Below are 20,497 nucleotides of genomic sequence, written 5' to 3'. Positions count from 1 at the left end.
GATGAATGGATGGAAGATAAAGCTTACTTAACCGAGAAGGAGATGGGAAAATCCGCTTTTTGCGCATGAATTTACAGAAAAGGACTTGCCTAATCGGATCGTTCTTTCTGGTAATGCCAATTTCGATATAGAAATCCATGGCGGTGATGGTGACGATGTCATTGACCTGAGTGGGCTCACGTTGAACTCTGACCATGTGGCATACATTTGGGGTGATGCCGGTTCAGATACAATTTTGGGTGCCATAGGCAAGAACGTCATCTTTGGCGATTCTACAATGCCAAGGAATAAGGACGAGAAGAAGTATGTCGTCAATGTAGATCCGGGCGCATCAGGCGGGGACTACATTTACGGCAATATAGGCGATGATATTATCTTTGGTGGCGCAGGCGATGACAAGATATACGGTAATGGTGGCAATGACATTCTTGTCGGCGACGGCGGCGAGTATGATGTCACGAATAATGCGGTTTCGCGCACAGCGATGAGTGATTTCGGCGGCGCTGATATTATAGTCGGCGGCGAAGGCGATGATAAAATCTATGGTGGTTCCGGTGACGATAAAATCGATGGCTCCGCCGGTGATGACAAAATTTTCGGCGAAACTGGTAATGACTGGATCCTGGGAGGCTCCGATAACGATAAAATCGAAGGTGGTGCCGGGATGGATATCATTTTCGGCGATCGTTTTAGCGGTTCCTCGTTTGATCTGAGCAGCCCGTTCGGTGATTTGGGTGGCTATAGCCAGGAATTCATTGATGCACACAGTGAAAATAATACTATTAAGTTGGTTCAGACAAGTGATTTTATGTTTAGCTTGCCAGATGGTAAAGGCGTTACAGTCCCTGAGTTTGCAACCGATTCGCTTACAACTTATGGAACAGATGAAATTAACGGCGGCGACGGCAATGACCTGATTTTTGGCGATGGCGGAGGCTCTGCAGGTGGTAATGATATCATCCATGGTGGTATTGGTAACGATGTTATTGATGGCGATGGTGGCAATGATACCATCTGCGGAGGTATTGATAACGATATAATTTATGGTGGCGATGGCGACGATATCATTGACGGCGGTGCCGGTGACGATAAACTTTATGGTGATGCTGGCGTTACCGCAATTACCTTAGGTACAACAAAGTTTACGTCAGATGAAACAAATCTTGATTTTGCATCTAACCTGGGCTTGAATAAAAATATCTATATCGATTCCATAAGTTCTTCTACTGAAAAGGGTGATGATAGAATCATAACTGGCCCGGGCATGGACTATGTGGATGGTCAGGCTGGCAATGACAAGGTTACCGTGAATTTGATGGGCGATAGTTCCGTCAACTACGCGAATGTCGTGGATACCGGTGCCGATACGGATGTCAATACGCTTGTGGTTGAAGGTACCGAAAACGACGACAATCTGCTTGTGCGTCGCTCTAAGGACGAAAACTCCTTGGGCTTTGTGGCCTTACTCCCCACTGGAGGGGTGAATCAGAATAGCTCGAATACGAATACCAACATTGAACGTGTGAATTTCACGGAAGCAATCAGTGTGGTGAATTTGAATGCCAATGGTGGCGACGACCTCGTGTCTCTTGATGGTTCAGCCAAGTCCATGAATATTGATGGCGGCGCCGGTAAGGATACATTCCAGATAGGGCAACTCTACAAGTCAGAACGTGAAACGACGAACTCTGCGCAGGTTCTTGCAAATGACGCCTATAACACAGTTAAAACCAACGAGGAAGAGTACCTGAGTGAAGGCATTACCAAGGATACCGTTGTCAATATTGAGGGCGGCAGCGATGTGGATACCTTCATTGTAAACCACAATGAAGGCCGCTTGAGCTTGAAGGGTGGCAAGGGCGACGATAATTTTGCCGTCTTCAGCTATCAGGATGAAAATGACAAGCCCATTACGAACGGTCCTATGTCTGTGGATGGCGGCAAGGGCAATGATTCCCTGCTGGTTCGCGGCACCAATGGCGATGACCAGTTTGTCGTTTCGAAAGAGGGCATGCTTAGCTCCGTCGTGAGCATCAAGGTGGCTGGCGTTGAAACGACCACTTATGACGCCGCCGCAGGTGATGACCTCTTCAATGTCGTAAGCAGCAATGCCGGTGAATCCCAAACGATTAATGGTGGCAAGGGCAATGACACCGTTTCTGTCGGCGGAATTGACAAGGCCATGGTGTTGCGAAATGCGGATACCGATGGGCAGCATTGCACAATCAAGAATTCTATTGTCACAGAAGGCTATGACGATCGTGATACTAATTTCGATGACGTAAGCTCTGCTGTCGCTGAATTTGCGATAATGGATACGACAAATTCCCCTGTGGTTTATCTTAAGGATGGTGTAACTGGTAGAGTCATTGAGCAGATTGACGCTCAGGAAGGAACTCCCAAGGTTGTCAAGGTGTGCTATGCGGGCAATGCCAAGATTGGTTCGATAACTGTGAGTATTGCGGCTCCCCAGCTTTCTAATATGGGTCTTATGAGCGGTGATCGCGGAATTATGGTTTCTACCGATGGCATAACATGGAAAGATACCGCTACGCTTGTTTTAGATTCTTCTACCAAGGAAGCCTCGTTGTACGTCAAGGCTTTTGGCGATAAACTCGCCGAAGAACCTTCCATTCAGTCGCTCTCCCTTACCAGTACTTGGACAAACCTGGAGTTTTCGGGCCTTATTCCGAAAATGAAAAAAATGGAATTACAGAAGTCCACAACGGTACTTTCTGTCTATGTTTCCGATGCTGCAACATCTACTGCAATCAGCAAGGCGATGACTTTTGCCGAAGAAGTCACAATCGTCTCGGGAGCAATGAACTTAAACGAAGTATTTACAAAGTCCAAGTCGAAGGCAAGCTTTGAGTTCGATGTGTACATCAAGGGCGTGGATGGTTACTTGGTCTCTGGAACGGATTATAGAATAGCAGATGACTCTATTACATTCCTCGGTAGTACGAATGTTGGTAAAGAAGCGGTAATTATCTATCGCAGTAATTCCATGTACGTGGCTTCTTCGAAGTGTTATATTGCCGATGAAGAGGCTACAGTGACTTCTGTGATATACAATGATGTCGTAGTTCCTGAAAAGTCTGTTGCTTCGGGTGATATCTATTACGTGCAGAACGGTAACACCATTGTATTCTACAATGGAAGTAATAATCGCTTGATGACGGTCCATGGTGAAATCACTGTCATGGCGACAATGCCGACGTACGGCACGCCGGTTAACACAGGCGTTGCGCCAACTCCATCTCAAGATACAGGCGCTGCTGCCTACAAGATTCTTGTTGAACAGAACGAAACGAGAATAGCTGAAGGAACTGATTCAGATGCCTATTCAAATACAACCTATGTAGTCAAACTTTCCGCAGCTCCGACTGTGAATAGTGCGGTCTATGTGCGTATTTCTCCGACGAAGTTGATTGACAAGATTTCTTCTACCACTCCAGAACATCAGCTTGAAATTTCGTGCGCTGATACGGCATCTGTCGTTTCGACCGAAGCGGACGGAAGTCTGATTGTCAAATTTACGCAGGCCAACTGGCAGAGTGGTTTGACCATCAATGTCCATGCCAAGGCGGATGGATTTGACGAAGATTACGGAATTGTGAATGTTGATAAGTCTGAAAAACTTATTGATGAAGTCGATGGAGCCTTGTATGCATTTGGTGAAGGAACCACCGCTGAAAATGTGGATGCCGACACCCAGATGTTGTCGTATCAACACCATTTGACCGTTGGTGAAGAACTTAAGGAAGCTTCTGTGTATAACGAAAAGAACGAATATGACAGTAACTTGCTTGTGAGTGTCGATTCGCTGATGGAAGCCTCTTTATCCATTACTATGCCTGCTGGAGCGACGGTTTCGGCTTACGAGGGTAAGACCGTGCGTTTTGTCTCCACGAACGCGAACGGTGTCGCATGCGGTACTGATGATAACGGTAAAACGATATACAAGAATCAGTCGGACTGGTTTAGGATTGATAAATGCGAAATTAAGGGCGATAAACTCGTCTTTACGTTGAATTCGGCTGTAGACTACTTTACGAAGGATAATTCCAGCTTGCTCTTCTCGGGCAATAAGGATTACTTGTTCGTGAACGAAGCCGAAAGTGTCGATCGTATTTTCGTGAATAACCAGGCTGCTTCGAGGGATGCAAATAGTACATTTGAAGCCTTTGCCACCAAGCTCGCTGAAATGAATTTCGACCCCACCAAGACTTATACCAGCGAAGAGGTTGCCCAAATCGCGGCGGAACTTGGCTTGGTTGGCATGGATGCCGAAAATGTCCTGAGTTTCTTTAAGAATGTAAGCGAAACGGAAGGCTCCATGAACAAGGACCCGAACGCGTTGCGCTTCACGCATACCGAAATCGGTAAACGTGGTATTTCTGTTTCGGATTTCGAGTTCGGCGAATACAACCTGGGTTCGGGTTCCGATACGGTAAACGTGAACAAGACAATCTACCGCGAGGACGGCTTCCAGACATTTACCGTGGTAAATACGGGTTCGGGCGCTACTGGTGGAGACTCTACGGACGATACCGTGAACGTAAACAGCTATGCCGAAGAGACCGCTACAGTCATTGCTTCGGGAACATCGGCTATTCTTTCGGAACTAGCCGATAATGGTGGCGTAACATATAACTATGCACTTACTGGAAGCGCTGAGGCGCTTGTCGAAGCGATGGGGGCCCTTGACGAATCTGAAAAGATTTACGTAGATGCTATGCTGAGCGACGGCACGACCCAGCGCCGCGAAGTAAAGGCATTGTACGCCTCCTATTTCACTGTTGTACGCGCCTTTACGCTCGCCAGCAGTGTTACCGTTGACACTGTTAGCTTCAAGCATGGCTACAGTGGTGACGGCCAGCTTGTGGTGAACGCACAGGGTGGTGACGACAAAATCAACGCAACCTCAAATAACGTGACCCGCAACGACATGGTTGTTTTCGGTGGTCTCGGTGACGATACCATAAACATGAACTGTGGCGGCATAGCCTTCGGAGACCGTGGCCAAGTGCTTTACGGCGAAGATGCAAAACATCCTGTGACTGTACTTGGTTCTACCGATAGCGGCCTCGATTACACTACGGGTATAAGCAAGAACCACGGCGACGATACCGAATCTAACGGGCCTGTGCATCGTTTGCAGACGGATGGAGTGCGTCGTGGTGCATATGAAATCCGCTCAATGAACGATGACGAGGGTGGCGTTGACATCATTAATGTCGGTGGGACCGACAGCGTGGTGATAGGCGGTGCCGCAGGTGATACCATCACTGTTTCTGGCAGCAACAACATTGCGCTTGGTGATAATGGTTCCGTAAAATATTACAACGCTACGAATATGGGCGCGGTCTACGGTGATTCGCTCAACCTTGGCCTGCATACTGTGGAGACCACGAGCGATTCCGTGGGCGATGTCGATACCGTGACCATCAGTGGCGACAAGAACGTCGCCATGGGAGGCTTCGCAGGTGACTCCATCCGCATTACGGGCTCCGACAACGTTGCAATCGGCGACGGCGGTCGATATACCGTTACACCGGAGCGTCTCTATGCAGAGAGCAAGAACGAATGGGAAGGTGGTCAGGACTACATCAGTACTGGTGACGGAAAGAACGCTATCATCGGTGGAACCGATAAAGACACAATCCGCACTGGTGCAGGCAACGACGCCATTGTAGGTGACGGCGGCAAGGTTATCATGGACATTGAGCGCAATGCGTTGATGGTCACTAACGAGGGCTTCAACGTGGGCGAGGACCTGGGAACAGCCGGAGCCGATGACATCGACGCTGGTGACGGTGACAATGTCATCTTCGGAGGCCTTGGCAATGACGATATCCGTACCGGGAGAGGGAAGGATGTTGTGTTCGGCGACAATGGTTTTGCGACATTCAGGGGCAACGCCTCGGAAGCTCTGTCACAAGTTCACGATACACTGGCCGTCCCCGAAATCCGCAACGAGGCTACCCTTTCGTTCAATTTCGTGGGTAACTCGCAGACGGGGGTCCCGTCGGATTCGGAAACCGAGGCTTTTGGAGCGGACGGTTTCGCCGCCAAGAACTGGAACAACATCGGCGGACCCCTTTCTGGCACCTACGGCAACGACGACCGCGAAATCGTGCGTTTTGACGACGGCACTCGCGCAAGCGCCGTGAGCGTGAGCTACGGCGGTATCGAAAGGCACCGCACCACAGGTACGGACAACCGCATAAACCTGCAGGGCTACAGCCACAACTTCGCCAACTCCTCCACTGACGCAAATGCGGCCCTGATGAACAGCGGCCTCATGACCACGGCACCGAACTCCCAGAACGAGAACAAGCTGGAAGTTTCCGTTGACGGTCTTGCGCAGTACTTCACGCACTACAGCGTGATTGTGTATCTGGACTTGCCAGACTCCCACTCTGCGGACACAAGCAGCATCCGCAAAGTCAGTCTCTTCCTTGAGGGCTCTACGGAATCTGTCGCGAGCTACTTCGTGAACGATTCCGCCAATTCCAACTTCAATGGCACCTACAGACGCTCCGAGTACACAAGCATCGACAACATGCTTGCGGACTTGGCGCACAATGCGGCTGTACTTTCGGATGAACTGACTGGTGAAGATGCCGTGCTGATAGACACCACGAGCAATTACGTAGTGTTTGAGATTCCTAGTGGCTACTCCTCCGACCGCTTCCGTGTGGTAATCGAGGAGGCCTTCCCGGGACAGTCACCCAACGGCAAGAACCTGCCGGGCATCGCAGCCATCCAGGTGAATGGTTCGCTCCACGCCCAGGATGTGGCTGCATCTTCCGACATCACCCACGGTGGCGACGACACAATCTCCACAGGCGGCGGTGATGACATCGTCGTTGGCGGTACTGGCGGCGACAAGATCACCACTTATGGCGACGAACGCTACGGCATTTACGACAACGACGTTGTTTTTGGCGACAATGCCAAGATGGTCTTTACAGACCGTGACAACTCCGGGGCTACGGCCTCCATGCTTTCCATGGCCGAGTCCCTGGATTCCCGCGATATCGAAGGCAATTACGCTGACCGCATAATCACTGGCAACGGTAACGATGTCGTGGTAGGTGGGCTGGGTGCCGACTACATCGATTCCGGTGCGACTGCCGATGCCGACTCCATGCTGGATGGAATCAAGGTCGTTTCCTTCAACTTTACCCGCGAGAATGCTACAGCTGTCGAGATGGTCGCTCCAGGCGAGTATATCCCAGTGCTGGATGATAACAATCACCCCGTTTATGAGAATGGCGAACAGAAGTTCAACTTTATCCCGCACGAGACTGCTGGCGTCGTGGCAGACAACGACTGGACAAACCTTTACATAAAGAACAACCGTCTGCATATCGTTGGCGAAAACGAAAATAACTCCGACACCCCGGTAAAGCACGATGGCGTCGGGATTTCGCTTGTTGCCTATGACACGGCCGTGGGCAACGGGACGCAAAATTCAAGCCTTATGCTGAAGGATGACGCCCAGCTGGACGGCGACACGTCAAACTCCAGGCTGTTCAACGCCTACTATGCTGCCCAGCAGCAACAGGAAATCAAGCTCACGCTTACGGGCCTTGACACGTTCCGTACGGGGAGTGAACTCGGTGCGAGTGCGGCTTGCGATGTGTATGTTTACCTTGGTGGCGACCAGCAAGGTGTCGACTCGTACAACTACCTGTTCGATGTTTGTGGTCGCCAGCCCGGTGGCAACGCGCTCGACCAGCATTACTACCTGAACGACTGGACTGGCAATCATTTCGACGGCGACTATCGCCAGGTTACATGCTCCGTATCGCCTACTAAGGAAGATCTGCTTTCGCAGGTCGCTCCCGACATGAGCCTGATCGGAAACTACGTGGTGTTCCGTAACGTGACTTCTGCGACCTTCGAGGTCCGAATCCGCAACCTGTTCACCGACACGAACCAGTGGCCGCTGAACCTGCCCGTGATAACTGCCGTACAGGTCGTTGCCGTGGCGGACCGTAAAGATGATATTGCCATTGGTGGTGACCACGACAAGGATCTTGTCTTCGGTGACGACGCCCGCGTGACTTTCGATATTGACCTCCCGTTCGCCCGCAACGAGAACCAGGCCGATTACGCCAACCGAGCCGTCGAGGCGCAGAGCATCCATATCGACGGCAACGCCGTGGAAATCCCGCTTGATGGCGACGGGAAGCCTGTCGAAATGGGAGACACGATTCTGACCGGCAGGGACCGCGACGTGATTGTGGGCGGTGACTTCGGCGACACCATTACCATGGGTGACGGGGACGATGTTGCGATTGGCGACAATGCGTCGATAATCCTTGAGCACAACAATCCGATCGGCGTGTTCGCTCCCAGCGTGGAAATCATGCTGGAGCAGCACTCCGTCAATACTTCCAACGGCGAGGTGTTCCTTGGTAATGACAACACCCAGGCAAGCCAGATTCAGTCCAAGTTCGAGAATGGAGGCGTTCCGGGCGTGAGCCTTGTAGCTTCGACAAACGGTGGTACAGACACTTTCACCGATGTGACAGGCAAGGACTGGACCCTGCAGCAGGAAGTGACACCGGGCACGATTTCGCGCACGATTGACATTTCTTCGGGTGCGCAGGTGATTACCTTTGCCGAGGGCGAAACGGTGCTGCTGGTAAGCGACACCTGGCCCGGCAAGGACAATCCGTGGTGGAACCCGAACATCGTGCTGATTTCTGACGGTCAGGGCCATAGCGTCCCCGCCCTTGCATGGGAATGGGACGTGAACGGCTCAACCATGACGGCCTCGACGCAGGAAGGCTACTACTTTACCGTAGATATTCCCGACACTCCCAATGGCGATAACCGCTACGAAATCCGCGTGACCGCACTCGCCGCAGGCACCGCCGTCATTTCTATCGGGTAGTTTTTACTAGCTTTGGAGCGCAAATGCATATGAAGAAATTGGTAATAAAAAACATCGGTCCGATACAAAGTGTTTCTTTGGACTTGAAAAAGATAAACGTCGTAATTGGTCCACAGAGTGCGGGAAAAAGCTGCATTTTGAAAATAGCCTGTTTCTGTGCCTGGGCAGAAAAACGCATCTTGCTGGAACAGGGAAAAAATGGCTTTGCAAACTTTAGCTATGTCATTGATAATCTAATCGTATTCCATAAACTGGATGGTTATATCCGTTATGGAAGTCTTATTGAATATAAATCCGATTATGTTCATTTTATTTGCGATTTCAGTAAATCGACATTTGACTTGACTATATTTGAAGGTTGTTGGCGATACAAGCGAAGTAAGATTTCTTATATACCCTCGGAAAGAAATCTTGTTGCGGCTATTCCCAACTGGTTTGAGGTAAAGTTCGATAATACGAATATCCGAAACTTTATCGCAGACTGGAATGGTGTCAGGGGCATGTATAGTCCTGGCAATATGCTTGATATTTTGGATTTGAATGTCAAGTACTACTATGATGCGGAAGCATCTAGGGATTATGTCTTGCTTGGTGATGGAAACAAGGTTAACTTGACGAATGCTTCTAGTGGATTGCAGTCAGTTATCCCAATGTGGGCTTACCTGAAGTTCCTTTTTGATGAACAGTATTCTGCCAAGTTGCCATCCAATATCGTAAGTGATAGTGAAAACGAATCGGTGCTTTTCCATATATACGAAAAACGCTACAAAAAATCCCTGGAAGTGCTTGCAAGCGAAGACGATCGATATTTTGGAAAAGTCGGTCGTTTGACATTGCCCTTTAAATCTCAAGAAGACTATAAGGAATGTTTGAAACTATACGAGAACTTTACTCGCACGGCGTATTCGGATATATACCTGGAAGAACCCGAGCAGAATCTTTTCCCGCTTACGCAGGTCGAACTTGTACAAAGTCTTCTGAAAAATGCTTCGATGCATTCTGACGGATTGTTTATTGCGACGCATAGTCCCTACCTTTTATATGCGATTAACAATTATATGCTTGGATATATTGTTCGTGACAGATTGCAGGATGATGACCGAAAGGATTGTTTTGTAGATCCCCAAAATGTAGCTGCATGGGAATTACGTGATGGGACTGTAACCCCGCTACAAGATGAAGATGGACTCATTCGAGGCAATTACTTTGACCGCGTAATGAAGCGTGTGATGAGCGAATTTTCCAACTATGCAGCATACTATGGCTAACATTGCTGAAGAATTCGAACACGCCCGCGAATATCAAAGTGACGTGTGGGTCGCCGATTATACGGAACAGACGCGTTTCGAACCGGAGAGCGCAAAAAAGGGCGTCTGCGTCTCGGAATCCGAGTTTGACGATATAAAGTCATTCCATTTGCAAAATCCCAAACATATTGTAATCTACGGTGTTAATTTTGAAGAACATCCGGATTACTTTCCTGATTATTCCGGAATACTTTGAGCCATCAGTCCGGTGTCAGAGAGCCAGTGTTCCGGAGAAAGAGAGCCATAGCTATTAGCAAGGAAAGCTTATGGCAGGATAAAACTAGATGTTGGTCATTCAAAGCATTGCGTGTGCCTTTAAACTGATTGTAGGCAGGCGGCTCGCGCGAATAGGCTTATAAAATCCCGCGCGGTCCCAACATACTGTATTTGACCAAACAAATGAGCTATAAACAGGTGGCTCCACAGGTCCGGAATGATGGCTCCCATTTTTCCGGACTGGCGGCTCCGCCGCTCCGGAATAATCATTTCCCGATAAAACCAAGAATTGCGAATGCCTTTTCAAACCGAGAGATGTTGTTGATGGTGGATTTTTGCTTCTTTGCGAATTGAAGTATTGTAGAGCGCACAACATCGAGGCTAATGCGGACAAGGCTTACGAACAGCTTAAGTCAACCTGGTCGCATTTGGAAAGCCAGCAAATCTTCGATAGAAATCACTGCAAGAGTTTTCTCAATATATCTGTTCCTGACCATAGCGATAAATCGCCTTTCAAATCTTTCACGGCAAACCAGGATGAAGAATTGAAATGGCTCAAGGAATATAAGATAAATTTGCTTGGTGAAAATGACCTTTTGATTCTTGATAAGGGCGTTGTCAGAATCCCAGAAACGGAAATATAGACTAGCCCTATTCCGCGGTCAGGTCGTCGCGCAGCACGAGTCTATCGTTTTTCCAAGATTCCAGCCCATTCTGGAGCAGCAGCTTGCCAGTGGCCCGTTGCAGCCTTACGTCGATGATCCGCAATGCCCTCATGTTTTCGAGCTGCCTGCGTTCCGCTTCGCGAAGGTCTTCTTCCATCTCGAAAATTTCGCGATAGTTGCTCTTACCCAGGGCGAGCTTCTTGAATTCCTCTTCCAGTTCCTTCTTGTGGTATTCCACGGCGATCTGGCCGTAACGCCACTGTTCGCGGATTTCCTTTGCCCTGTTCTGCAAAATGCGGTATTCCTCGAATATCTGAGCCTGCAACAGGGTGAGCCTTGAACGTGCCGCCCTAACGCTGTATTTCTGTGCCGAAATTCTATGGCGTTCGGCAACTCCACCAAACAGGGGAACGTTGATTTCAATTCCGCCCGCAAGCACTGTCTGGCGCTTTTCCTCGGTCTTGAAGTTCCTCACGGCTTCCCGTGCGTTCTTGTTCCTGCTTCTTATGCCATAATTGCCCACAAGGTCAACGGTCGGAAGCCAGTCCGCCTTTCGTGCAGAAAGTTCTGATTCTCGGAGCATGAGTTCCGCTCCCTGGGAAAGGTATGCCGGGTGCATGAGCGACATGGAATCAAGGAATGTCACGGAATCCTGTTCCGTGGCCGGTTCAGGCTCCATCCCAGGCGCCATCGCGATAGGGCGTGTATCGTGCATGTATTCTCCGGAAGAAAGAACAAGCAACAACGCGAGCCTTGCATTTCGCAACTTGTCAAGGGCGTCGAGTCTTGCGGACTCCCTGTCGGAGTATTCTGCTTCTGCCTTGCTGTAGTCCATGGCTGAAAGCAATCCCAGCTGCAGTCTTTTTCCGGCATCTTCCAGAATGTCGCGAGCGACCTTCGCAGATTCCGTGGCCGAAGCCAAAAAACGGTCCGCATAGTAATAGTTCCAGTAGGCATCACAGAATTTTTCAAGAATTTCATTCAACGCATCACGGAACTTCTGGTATGCAATTTCCTTCCGCAGCCTTCCTTGCTCCAGTTCGTTCATCGGTGACAAAAACAAAGGGCCGTCCTTGAGCAAGTGCTGGCGCAGTTCCCCGCCAAAGTAAAGTTCCGACGTGTAGTCGCTGTGTGTATATGCGGCCTGGTTAAAACCCACATTGTACTCGGTGCCTGTAGGGAGCGCCCCCTGCACACCAAGCTTGTATTCTTCCTTTGTCTCCGTGAAAAGCGCACCCGGTCTTTCTGCAGTTTCCTTGAAGGCTCGACCGACAAGTCTAGGCTCGAACTTGCCCAGGGCGCTGGTTGCAGCCTCCGATTCCGACAGCCAGGCAAACTTGGCTTCGTTTACGTCGGCATTGTTTGCAAGCACCGTCTGCAACGCCGTCTCAAAATCAAGGAACAGCGAGTCACCCTCGGCAAAGGCGAATGCCGTGGCGAGCAAAATGACGGTGTATATCGCGCGGAACTTCATTTCAGGATGACTTTCCCCGTGACACCTGGTTCGATTGCCTTATCGGCATTGTCAAAGACAATCTTTATTGTTCGGAGCATACTGGCCTTGTCAACCACAGGCGAGACGAACTCGATTTTACCCTTCTTGCTTCTGCTCTGCTTGCGACCGTCCAGGGTAAGGCTCACCTTCTGTCCGACTTTCAGCTTGCCGGCCTTGTCAGCAATTATGTAGGCGACCATGCGGCAGGTGCGTACATCCGCTATTTCCAGGATTGGTTCCAGCGCCTCGACGCTTTCGCCGTTGTTCTTGGAGATCGTTGCCACCTCGCCGTCAAATGGGGCTATAAGGAACCTTTTAGACAGCTCTACCTTGGCCAGGTCATGTTCCAGTTTCGCCCGTTCCTTATCGTTCGTTGCAGCGGAGTATTCGGCAGAGGCTACATCGTAGTTCATCTGCTTTTCCCAGACCTGTTCAGCGCTCACGGAGTTGCTGTTCTCAAAGAGACTCTTGGTTGCATCAAGGTCCTTCTTGTAAGTCTCCAGTTTTGCCTTTGCCGAATGCAGAGCCGATGAGTCCTTCTCTGCCATCGCCGTAATGCGAACCCGCAGCTGTTCCTCGTTGTTCTCCAGGCTTATCAGCGTATCGCCCTTGTGCACAAAGGAACCTTCCTTCACCCAGATACGTTCAATCTTGCCCGATACGGTGAACCCGATGCGAGCCTGGTTTATGGGTTCTGTAACGCCATCGAAAGTACCCTGGGCGAATGCTCCCATGGCAAGCCCAAGGATCAATACGAATTTCCTGACCATACAGGCTATTCCTCAGCCTTGCTAGAAGAACTGGCGACGCTGGAAGAACTTGCTTCCGCAGAGGAACTGGATGTTACAGAGGAACTAGAAGCCTCAGAAGAACTAGACGCTTCGGAAGAGCTGGATTCTTCTGAAGAACTTGACTCCGGTGCCTTGGTCAGTTCAGTGAGGATGGTTAGCCCTTGCATGTAGAGGCCATTCCTTGCGTGTACCGTAAGGTTCATGCCGATGGTGTCTCCTGCAACAAGGGAGTCGTCGAAGGTCTCGAACATCTTGACGAACAGCGTATCCACCTTTGTCCATGCGTCCGCATTCGGCGATTCATTCCCTGCATAGACAGTCTTCTTTGTCTTTGGAGTCTTGCTCCATTGCACACCGCTCCTGTCTGTTGCGAGGGTGTCAGAGAACTTGATCCATAGAGTGTCATTTACAGAGAATGTGGCTCGGTAATTACTGTTTGAAGCCCAGGCGTTGCTGGTAACAACGTACATTCCGCGACCGGTCGTAAATGCTGCGTCGCCGGACAGATTTTCGGTAAGCCTTTCGCCCGATTTTGTATAACCCACGATGCTTACGGAATATCCCTTTTCGGCTTCGAAGGGAACCGCGTGACGAAGGTAGAGCGTATCGCCCTTGACTTCCGGGGTGAGCATTACGGTGGAATCGCTTGCAACACTAACAGAGAGATTTTCCTTGCTCAAGGCTTCGCTGAAAACATAGTAGGGCGTAGTAAGCGGCGAAACGTTGCTGTAACCCATACGGTTTTTATCCATAACGTTGGATGCGATGATGACTGGAGCACTTTCCATGAGGGTGTCACGGGCGAGGAACGTTCTGCCAAGGTCGTAAACGGCGTCTGAACGAAGTCTTGGCAGGACCTTGTTTGCAAAGCGGTAGGTCTTGCCCTTGTAAACGAAGGATTCCGCTGTAAGCGTAAGTCCAGAATCTGCAGGAAGCCCCTTGAACGAGAAGGTCCCTAGGGAGTCGGTTGTCGCAAGGAACGTCTCTGGAGCGATGTTGATGAAGCTGGTGTCCTGATGGACGATTCTGAGCTGCACCTTTGCTGCCGGAGACTTTACGCCAGTCGCCTCTTCCTGGATAAACAGTTCGCCAGAAACGCCTGCGTTAAGCGGCGAAAGCCTGATTACACGGGAACTGCTTGCGACCACACCCTCCATATAGCTGGATTCGCCCGTAGAAGAAACCGTTACAACCTTCGGTGCGTAGAACAGCGTATCGCCATCATCAACGTCATAATGGCTGAAAGTGAATGTACGCTGACCGTATGGCAGACCGTCTATAAAAAACGCGCCAGACTTGTCGGTAGTCGAGGTCTTTTGTTTACCGGAATCATCAACGTATTCGATTGTAGCCCCGTCGAGGCCGATCCCTGTGGAGCCATTTACCACGCTACCGGAAAATGTCCACTTGGAGTAGTCGTCGCCTTCGGAATCGGAAACGGAACAGCCCGTGAAAAAAGCCGTGGCGGCAATCAGCAATGAAAAAACGGCGTTGGTCTTTGACAGGTTCATAAATCCCCTTGTTTAGACAAAAAAATTTAGTAAATAGGTTATATTTTGCTAAATATCTATAAGGAATTAAACTAAAAAACAAAGGAACTTGATATGGCCGAAAATAAGCAGCCCACAGTAGAATGGAATGACAAGGACATGCGCACCACTTACGTGAACGCAACGAACGTGGTTGCCGGTCGAGAAGAAGTGATGATGATCCTCGGTGTAAATCAAGCCTGGCAGATGAACCAGGAAAAGGTCAATGTCGCAATCTCTGACCGCATCGTGATGAACCCATACACCGCAAAGCGCCTCGCTATCATGCTCAGTGCTACCGTGCGCGCCTACGAAAACAAGTACGGCAAGATCGACCTCGGCTTGACTGCCCCGGTTGCAAGCCCGGCCCCGACAGCTCCCGCGACCGCCAAAGCCACTGGCAAGTCGGCCAAGTAACGCCCGCTCCAACCTCCCCCCCCAAGGTCCAATCTCTTTGGGGGGAGGGGGAGGAACATAGTTTTTCTTTAGGTAAGAGGATTTTATGCCTGTAAAAATCTTTATAAGTCATTCTTGCTCAGATAAACCTGTAATTGAGGCTTTGCAGAGAATGCTTCAGTTGGCGTGTAACTTGAAACAACAAGATTTCTTTTGTACGAGTATTTCTGGAATGGGATGCTCTGGGGGTGATTTTTTTTAATGAAACAATCAGAAAATCTCTACAAGAAGCTTCTGTCGTTGTTGCTTATCTTTCTAAAAATTATAAGCAGTCGGAATTTTGTTGTGCAGAATTGGGCGCGACATGGATTTCTAGAGAAAGTAAACTTTTTGTACCTCTATTAGATTCTGAGTTGGACTACAAGGCTTTTGGTGGCGTTCTAAATGGAACGCATTTGTATAAAATAAATGATAAAGCGAATTTATTTTCTACGGTGCAGTCAATCATAAAAACATGTCGGTCCAAATCCGATTTGCCTTATCTATCAGATCAAATAGATCATTTTATTAAAGAATATCCAGCGCTAAAAACAAAAGTTCCAAATCCTTTTATTTGTACTGAAGAACAATACAATGCTTTGGTGAATGCGCGTGATTCTTTAAGGACGATAAACGCAGAATTAAATGCGACTATAGAGCTTAATGAAAAAGAGATTGCTCGCTTAAAAGAATTAAAAGATGCTGAAGAGGTCAGGAATCTTGAACTAGAAAATAATAGAGACTCTTTGCAGGCCTTTAAGGATGCCGCACATGAGGTGTATTTGAAGGGAAAAGAAATGAATAGTTATGTTCGCAAGTTCATTATTTATGATTATTTCGGCTTGACTGTTAGAGATTGTGATGATGAGGTTTATAGGGAATATGTTAAGGCGAAGGATGCTGGTTATTTAAGGGAACCATTTGACGGCGATTTTCGCGTCAATGAAGAAAATAGGCATGTAAGAAAAATTCATTCTGCTCTAGCACAATTTAAGGACTTTGCCGAATCTCTAGATGACGAAGCTGCTCGTGTTGTTGAAGACGAATATGATGCTGACTTTAATTTGAATAATACAGAATTTATTGATAAGGTTTTATGCTAGACGACAGGTTTTGGTTATGACCGAAGAAGAAATTGATGCTATTTGGCAAAAAGGCCGAATTGTGCCTGACTATGACCCTTCCAAGTTCAGGAAGGATGCCTGCGGCGCATGGATTGCCCGTGATAAATATGGCGATGCAGATGCCGATTTTGGCTGGGAAGTTGACCATATTTATCCGCAAGCTTTAGGTGGTGGCGACGATGATGTAAACAAAAGACCTCTTCATTGCAAAAATAATCGAAGCAAGGGCGATGACTATCCTTCTTATAAGTCTGCAGTGACCGCTCGTGGAAATAAAAATGTCGAGCTTGAACGAATTCTTGTCGTGAATAAGAATAAAATGGAACTCTTGAACTCTAAGTATGGAGCGCCCAATGCTTGAAAAAATGACAGTAAAAGGCTTGCTGCATCAGTTCAATTATGAACTGAACTTGACCAATGAAAACGGATCTGCTGTAAAGTATATTACAGGCCCGAATGGATTTGGTAAAACGACGATTTTGAAACTGTTGGTTGCTTTGTATGGTGCCGATTGGAAGACAATGGCGGCATTGCCGTTCGATTCTTTTGAATGTGTAATGGACGGTAAAACCTTAAGCGTAACGAAAGAAGAGTGGCAGATTATACAAAATGATGATTCAGATGAACAAGATGACCTTGACGTGCTGTTGACCATTTTGTTTGATGGTCAAGAACCGTTGCGTGTCTCTATAAGGGGGCGTGATGGGAAGTTCTTCACGCCAAAAAGGAACGGAGACCGCTCTGTCGAGATGATTCTTTCGCAAAAGAGAATCCTTTATATTCCAGATACACGGGTTGATGAAAAAAGACTTCCTAAAAGGAATCATAGGTCTCCTGTAAAGACCTGTAATGATTCTTTCGTGAAGTACCTGACGACTCTTTCCGAAAAAATTGAGAGCCTTTTAAAAACCAAGCTCAAAAATGAAATTCTGGCAAAAGAATCCATTGATGGCCTGAAATTCCCTTTGATTGATAAAATGCTCAGTTTCGGATTAAATCCCGAATTCTTGACCGATGTAAAAAAGTATGGTTTAGTTGTTGAAAGAATTTTGGAAGAAAACGGCTCTGTTCAGCATGAAATCGATAAAATCGAAAAGTTTGTGGGACTTGTAAATCGATATGAATTTATCAACAAGAAAATCTCAATATCCGAGAAAGATGGTTTCCGATTTAAGCTGACAGATGTGTATAAGACAATTGTAGATTTGGATGATTTGTCTTCTGGCGAACGACAATATTTGATGCTTGTTTATAAAATGCTGTTTGAATCAAGCGAACATACTTTAGTTCTTGTCGATGAACCAGAAAATTCAATGCATATGTCTTGGATTCTTGAGTTCCCTAAAGTTGTTAAGGAACTTTGTAAGTGGAACAATTTGCAATTCATTATCTGCACCCATAATTCCAATATCTTCGAACAAAGATGGGACATGTCGCAGGATTTGTTTGAAATGAATCAATTGAGGGAAAAGGAATGAATCGAACATCATTACGGGAAGTGACTGAAGCTAGCCGTCCTGGCGACACTTTAGGTGCTATTCGCTTAAACATTAATTCAACTATGCCTGCAACGTGGATTGTTGTTGAAAGTGACTATGATGTTAAAATTTATGAGAAGTTTTTTTCTGAAAATCGACTAAATGTTCGCAGTTCTTTAGTCAATGGAGAGCGAAGCTGTATTAATGTTGAGTTTATTGTGAAAGCCGTGTTAAACGATGGATATAAAAAATTTCTAGGCATTCGAGATCGAGATTTTGTTGATTTTATAGAATCTTATAATAAACCGAACAATGTATACTTGACAGACCAGCGTGATATAGAAATGCAAATGCTAGAATCTGATAAAGTTGTTTTGTCGCTTAAACAGAAAGATGCTGATATAGAACAAAAAATAGATGATGTTAAACCGATTGCTCGGGCTATTGGGTGTTATAGAATATTTAATGATATTCATAGATGTGGTTTTTCTTTCAAAAAGAATGTAAAACACAGTGTGTTTTATGATAAATCCGCAGGTGAACTGATAGAATCGCCTTTGTCAACGCTGGAATCGAAATTTTTTGCAAACAAATCTGACGAAGAAAAAACTTTGTTCGGTGAATTAAAAACTCAATGTGCTCAAAGGGAATATTTTTTCGTATGTTGTGGTCATGATTTTGTCAAGTTCTTACAATATTTGACAAATGAAACTATTCCCGATTTGGTCAATTTTATTCCCAAGCATTATGACATGGATGCTTTTAAGCAGTCTACCCTTTATACTGATTTAAAAAACTGGGCTGATAGTAATAATGTTTCACTATTTGAGGGAACATAAAAGTTTTTGCAAGAATGAAAGAGTTCAAAGAAAATCCCTTTATAATCGAGTCGCTGGAACGGCGACAGATGATGGATGGCGCTCCGGGCGACATTGTGCTGCCGGGTGGCATTGAACAGCCCGAAGCGGTTATCGAGGCCCCGGCGGTGATTGGCGAGATAGAACAGCCCGTCAATGTGACCCCATACGACGCCGACTTCTTGACTAGGGCGAGCATCAAACAGCTTGCCAATACGGAATTTGTCCGCAACCCTGAGACGGGGCTGTATGTGGCAGAAGATTCCGGCGAACTTGTCAAGTCCCTAAACAAGGACTTGATAATAAACCCAAAGAAAAATTTTGAAATACAACAGTCTGCACCGCTGAGCGCTGCGGACATTCAAGCCTTGCTCTCTATAGACCCGGACAACCTGGGCGGCAGTGGCAACATAAAAGTTTAATAACAGGAGAATGGATAATGAAAACGATAAAGAAACTCGGATTGGTGAGCGCTGTAGCTTTTGCGCTGTTCGCCTTTAACGCCTGCGGCGATGACTCCAACTCTACCAGCGCATCTGGTGAAAACAGTTCCCTGAGTTCCGCAGTTGAGGACGATGAATCATCCTCCAGCATCAATGACAATTCTTCCTCTTCTGTCATTCCGGGTTCCTCATCAAGTGTCATCCTGAGCGACAGCGAAGAATCCAGTAGTAGCGTCAAGGGCAGCGACACAGCCGATGTGTCATCTTCTTCTGTCATTTCCGACCCCGATCGGGAATCTAGCAGTTCCTCGGTGAAATCTAGCAGCAGCTCGGCTAAGTCCAGTTCGTCGGTTAGTTCGTCTTCGAGTGAAAAGCAAAGCAACAGTTCTGAAGGGTCATCTAGTTCTTCCGTGAAACAATCTTCTTCGTCAGTTGCTTCGAGTAGTAGCGAATATGTGCCGTTTGATCATTCCCAGACACTTGGAAGTATAGGGCAAGAGGGCGTTTATAAGACATTTACTGATTCGCGCAACGGACGCAGTTACTATTACATGGAGTTCAAGGGTGTAAACAAGCAAGGCGACTCGGCGACGGTCACTGCCATGGCTGAGAACTTGAATATTGGAGAGATGGTCGCCGGCGACAAGGACCAGGCTGACGATTCGAAGGTAGAACGCTATTGTTATGACAACGACACCATCAACTGTGACCGCTATGGCGGTCTCTACCAGTGGGCGGAGATGATGAAATTGCCCAGCGAATGCAATACCAAGAGCTGTGCCGACAGTATAAAGCCAAACCACCAAGGTATCTGCCCCGACGACTGGCGCCTGCTCACCTACGATGATTTCGTTGTCATTCTCAATTCCAACGGCAACAACGATGGCATCAAGGGAGTCCGTTCCACCTTCGGCTTCGGCGGTTACAACACCACTGGGTATAGCCTTGTGGGTGCGGGGTATAACTGGAATTATGGATTTAAGAATATAGGAGAAGCGGTGTATTGGTTCTATCCAGAAGAAGATGCAGATTCTCCAGCAACAAAGGCTTCGGACTCCTTTACGGGGCAGTCCTTAAATAGTTTTGCGAAATATTCAACGAAAAAGATAAATGGTTTTTCCGTCCGTTGTGTTAAGTCAAAATAAAATGGCTCTTCATCAACATGTGTGGGTGGCTTCGCCACCCTTTTTTGTTGACTTTCGCCTAAATTAAACAAAAAATGGGCTATTTTCTAAAATTTAAT

Annotated in this window: 13 protein-coding genes; 10 read left to right on the top strand and 3 right to left on the bottom strand. The window is 47.6% G+C overall.

Annotation, left to right across the window (positions count from 1 at the left end):
- Positions 1-85: 85 nt before the first annotated feature.
- Genes BUB59_RS13995 through BUB59_RS13985 form a run of 3 tightly spaced genes read left to right on the top strand, consistent with a single transcriptional unit; the run spans position 86 to position 10,417 of the window.
- Positions 86-8,914 (top strand): calcium-binding protein, encoded by an 8,829-nt coding sequence (locus BUB59_RS13995; protein WP_073231089.1) that lies wholly within the window; start codon positions 86-88, stop codon positions 8,912-8,914.
- A 29-nt stretch (positions 8,915-8,943) separates the two neighbouring features.
- On the top strand, positions 8,944-10,182 hold the full coding sequence (locus BUB59_RS13990) for an ATP-binding protein (RefSeq protein WP_073231091.1): 1,239 nt from the start codon (positions 8,944-8,946) through the stop codon (positions 10,180-10,182).
- Positions 10,175-10,417, top strand: coding sequence for a hypothetical protein (locus tag BUB59_RS13985; RefSeq protein ID WP_143160416.1), 243 nt, complete (start codon positions 10,175-10,177; stop codon positions 10,415-10,417). Before BUB59_RS13990 ends, BUB59_RS13985 begins: the two co-directional genes overlap by 8 nt.
- Positions 10,418-11,088: 671 nt before the next feature.
- Here the strand turns inward: BUB59_RS13985 and BUB59_RS13975 are convergent.
- The 3 genes from BUB59_RS13975 to BUB59_RS13965 are packed head-to-tail and all read right to left on the bottom strand — an operon-like array spanning position 11,089 to position 14,899.
- Positions 11,089-12,576: a TolC family protein gene (locus tag BUB59_RS13975; protein WP_073231082.1), complete on the bottom strand. Its 1,488-nt coding sequence runs from the start codon at positions 12,574-12,576 to the stop codon at positions 11,089-11,091.
- Positions 12,573-13,367 (bottom strand): efflux RND transporter periplasmic adaptor subunit, encoded by a 795-nt coding sequence (locus BUB59_RS13970; RefSeq protein ID WP_073231080.1) that lies wholly within the window; start codon positions 13,365-13,367, stop codon positions 12,573-12,575. The genes BUB59_RS13975 and BUB59_RS13970 overlap by 4 nt, the downstream gene beginning before the upstream one ends.
- Positions 13,368-13,372: 5 nt before the next feature.
- On the bottom strand, positions 13,373-14,899 hold the full coding sequence (locus BUB59_RS13965) for a peptidase associated/transthyretin-like domain-containing protein (RefSeq protein WP_073231078.1): 1,527 nt from the start codon (positions 14,897-14,899) through the stop codon (positions 13,373-13,375).
- Between the two features lie 93 nt (positions 14,900-14,992).
- Here BUB59_RS13965 and BUB59_RS13960 point away from each other — a divergent pair, with 93 nt between their 5' ends.
- From BUB59_RS13960 to BUB59_RS13930, 7 genes are all read left to right on the top strand, one after another.
- Positions 14,993-15,334, top strand: coding sequence for a DUF3467 domain-containing protein (locus BUB59_RS13960; protein WP_073231075.1), 342 nt, complete (start codon positions 14,993-14,995; stop codon positions 15,332-15,334).
- A 227-nt stretch (positions 15,335-15,561) separates the two neighbouring features.
- Positions 15,562-16,455 carry a TIR domain-containing protein gene (locus BUB59_RS13955; RefSeq protein ID WP_073231073.1) on the top strand — a complete coding sequence of 298 codons (894 nt, stop codon included), beginning with the start codon at positions 15,562-15,564 and terminating at the stop codon, positions 16,453-16,455.
- Between the two features lie 16 nt (positions 16,456-16,471).
- On the top strand, positions 16,472-16,837 hold the full coding sequence (locus BUB59_RS13950; protein ID WP_073231070.1) for an HNH endonuclease: 366 nt from the start codon (positions 16,472-16,474) through the stop codon (positions 16,835-16,837).
- Entirely contained in the window at positions 16,830-17,954 is a 1,125-nt protein-coding gene (locus BUB59_RS13945; protein ID WP_073231068.1) for an AAA family ATPase, read from the top strand. The genes BUB59_RS13950 and BUB59_RS13945 overlap by 8 nt, the downstream gene beginning before the upstream one ends.
- The gene (locus tag BUB59_RS13940; RefSeq protein ID WP_073231066.1) at positions 17,951-18,793 is read left to right on the top strand and encodes a hypothetical protein; all 843 of its coding nucleotides are present in this window, start codon (positions 17,951-17,953) and stop codon (positions 18,791-18,793) included. Before BUB59_RS13945 ends, BUB59_RS13940 begins: the two co-directional genes overlap by 4 nt.
- Positions 18,794-18,807: 14 nt before the next feature.
- Positions 18,808-19,233, top strand: coding sequence for a hypothetical protein (locus BUB59_RS13935; RefSeq protein WP_073231064.1), 426 nt, complete (start codon positions 18,808-18,810; stop codon positions 19,231-19,233).
- Positions 19,234-19,250: 17 nt separating this feature from the next.
- Positions 19,251-20,399 (top strand): FISUMP domain-containing protein, encoded by a 1,149-nt coding sequence (locus BUB59_RS13930; RefSeq protein ID WP_083540349.1) that lies wholly within the window; start codon positions 19,251-19,253, stop codon positions 20,397-20,399.
- Positions 20,400-20,497: the final 98 nt, after the last annotated feature.

Origin of the sequence: Fibrobacter sp. UWEL (assembly GCF_900142535.1) — a bacterium.
Lineage (GTDB): Bacteria > Fibrobacterota > Fibrobacteria > Fibrobacterales > Fibrobacteraceae > Fibrobacter.
The sequence above is the reverse complement of the archived record's forward strand: the minus strand, read 5'-3'. Positions and strand labels throughout refer to the sequence as shown.